This is a genomic window from Acinetobacter sp. SwsAc2 (genome assembly GCF_013391465.1).
GTDB classification, from domain to species: Bacteria; Pseudomonadota; Gammaproteobacteria; order Pseudomonadales; family Moraxellaceae; genus Acinetobacter; species Acinetobacter johnsonii.
Genome location: NZ_JACBEZ010000073.1, coordinates 1 through 2,448, shown reverse-complemented (window position 1 = coordinate 2,448; position 2,448 = coordinate 1). Strand labels below are relative to the sequence as shown.

Here is a 2,448-nt window from a genome sequence, read left to right as displayed (position 1 = left end):
CTAACATCAAAGGTGCGGATGAGACAGCAAATGGCTTGGTTGAAGTCACTTTAGAAAATGGTGCGAAGCTTGAATCTAAAACAGTGATTCTTTCAACAGGTGCACGTTGGAGAGAAATGAATGTGCCAGGCGAAGCAGAATACCGCACTCGTGGTGTTGCTTACTGTCCACACTGTGATGGTCCACTGTTTAAAGGCAAACGTGTAGCAGTAATTGGCGGGGGGAACTCAGGTGTCGAAGCTGCGATTGATCTTGCTGGGATTGTTGAACATGTAACTTTGGTTGAGTTTGATACCAAACTACGTGCCGACCAAGTGTTGCAAGACAAATTGCATAGCTTGCCTAACACTACGGTGATCCTGAATGCACTCTCGACCGAAGTTGTGGGTGATGGTTCACAAGTGACGGCATTGAAATATAAAGACCGTGCAACTGATGTAGAACATACGGTTGAGCTTGCAGGAATCTTTGTGCAAATTGGTTTATTACCAAACACTGATTTCTTAAAAGAGACTGCTGTTGAGCTTTCAAACCGTAATGAGATTATGATTAACGATCGCAACGAAACCAATGTCAAAGGTGTATTTGCCGCAGGTGACTGTACGACTGTGCCATACAAGCAAATCATCATTGCCACAGGTGAAGGCGCGAAAGCATCTCTATCTGCTTTTGATTATATTATTCGTTCTGGCGTGTAATCCTCTCAGACGCCTCCCTGCTAAAGGCTTATAGGTAACTCAGCTTATAAGCCTTTTTATCACGCTGTTTTTTATAAAAAATTACATTTTTTTAACAATAATGCAGTCTGCTTTACATTCAAAGTAGATTATATTTTGCCCAACCCCTACTTTTGGGTATAAAACGAAAAGGATATGAAAATGAATAAATTACTTATTGCTTTAGGTCTTGCTGCTGCTGTTGTTTTAGTGGGTTGTTCAAAAGAAAAAGCACCTGAAACAGGTGCAACGACAGGTGAACACCTTGAAAATGCTGCTGAACAAGCAGGTCATGACATTAACCAAGCTGCAAGTGAAGCTGTATCTGACACTCAAAAAGCTGCAGATGAAGCATCTGCAAAAATTGGTGCTGCCGCTGACGAAGCTGCTGCGAAAACTGAAGCTGCTGCTGAAGATGTTAAAAATGCCTCTAAAGAAGCAACAGCTCATGTTGCTGGCGCCGTAGAACAAGGTGCTGCTGATGTGAAAGAAAAAGCGCAATAATATTTCTAAACTCAAAAAAGCCTCCCACTCGGAGGCTTTTTTATGGGCTGTGCTATAGTAGATGAAACGTGCATTATTAAATAAATCATAACTTTAAAATTTGAGGATGATCTATCGTCATGTCCTATTCTCACCATGTTGAACCTCATTTAATTCATCGTACTGGTTGGCTACGTGCAGCGGTTTTGGGTGCCAATGACGGCATCATTTCAGTGACCAGTTTGATTATGGGGATGGCGGCCAGTGGCGCAACCAGCCATACCTTACTCATCACATGTATTGCAGGGCTCATTTCAGGTGCAAGCTCTATGGCTGCGGGCGAGTATATTTCGGTGAAGTCTCAATCGGATATTGAAGAAGCCGATTTAAAACATGAAGCTAGGGAATTAGATAAAAACCCGCACTTAGAACTTAAAGAACTGACTCAAATTTATATACAACGTGGACTAGAACCCGAGCTAGCACATGAAGTCGCGGTGCAACTCAGCGCACATGATGCACTGTCTGCACATGCCCGTGATGAAATAGGCATCCATGAAAATACCAGTGCCAAGCCACTTGAAGCCGCGGGTTCTTCTGCCCTCGCCTTTTCACTAGGTGCTCTGTTTCCTATGCTGGCCATTCTCTTAAGCCCTCAAGGTTATCTAACTCAGTCAGTTGCTCTTACAGGGGTACTATCGTTGTTCGGTTTAGGCGCTTTATCAAGTTACTTTTCTGGGACATCTATGTGGAAAGGTGCATTTCGTGTGACGCTATGGGGGATTTTCGCGATGCTGTTTGCCAGTTGGATTGGCTCCCTATTTAATGTGCATGTTTAACGTCAACAACACGATAAGCGTTAACAATCTACCTATTAAAAATGTAAAAAGCCCATGGATTGAATGGGCTTTTTACTATTTACAGCATCATTTATCATCAACTTTAAGCTTGCACATTTTTCTCTGAGCCACTACTCAAATGCACTATTACTGATGGTTGTGCTTCAAGTCTACAGGTGCAACAGCTTATTTTTTTAATTAATATGAATTGTTTAACGTCTGTTCTCCTTCCCATAGCGGCCTAAAACATCATAGAAATGATGAGTCAACGCCATACTTGCATAGAGATGGATCCGTAAATTTGAACAACTCCTATAAGTGATATTTTGCTCCCCAAATGATGTTATAAACATCAATATATGGAGTATTTTATGACACGTAGACCAAGAAGAAATCATTCAAATGACTTT

3 protein-coding genes are annotated in these 2,448 nt (G+C 41.7%); all 3 read left to right on the top strand.

Annotation, left to right across the window (positions count from 1 at the left end; genetic code table 11):
* The coding region (locus HYI04_RS16660; RefSeq protein ID WP_178896417.1) for an FAD-dependent oxidoreductase at positions 1-698 on the top strand (698 nt) is incomplete at its 5' end.
* A gap of 180 nt (positions 699-878) precedes the next feature.
* A complete protein-coding gene (locus HYI04_RS16655) occupies positions 879-1,220 on the top strand; it encodes a hypothetical protein (RefSeq protein WP_010326567.1) in 342 nt (113 codons plus the stop codon).
* Positions 1,221-1,339: 119 nt separating this feature from the next.
* Positions 1,340-2,038 carry a VIT family protein gene (locus tag HYI04_RS16650; RefSeq protein ID WP_010326566.1) on the top strand — a complete coding sequence of 233 codons (699 nt, stop codon included), beginning with the start codon at positions 1,340-1,342 and terminating at the stop codon, positions 2,036-2,038.
* Positions 2,039-2,448: the final 410 nt, after the last annotated feature.

Bases quoted from the DNA above. Each gene is read 5' to 3' on its own strand.
- HYI04_RS16655 (WP_010326567.1), top strand. From the start codon at position 879: ATGAATAAATTACTTATTGCTTTAGGTCTTGCTGCTGCTGTTGTTTTA.
- HYI04_RS16650 (WP_010326566.1), top strand. From the start codon at position 1,340: ATGTCCTATTCTCACCATGTTGAACCTCATTTAATTCATCGTACTGGT.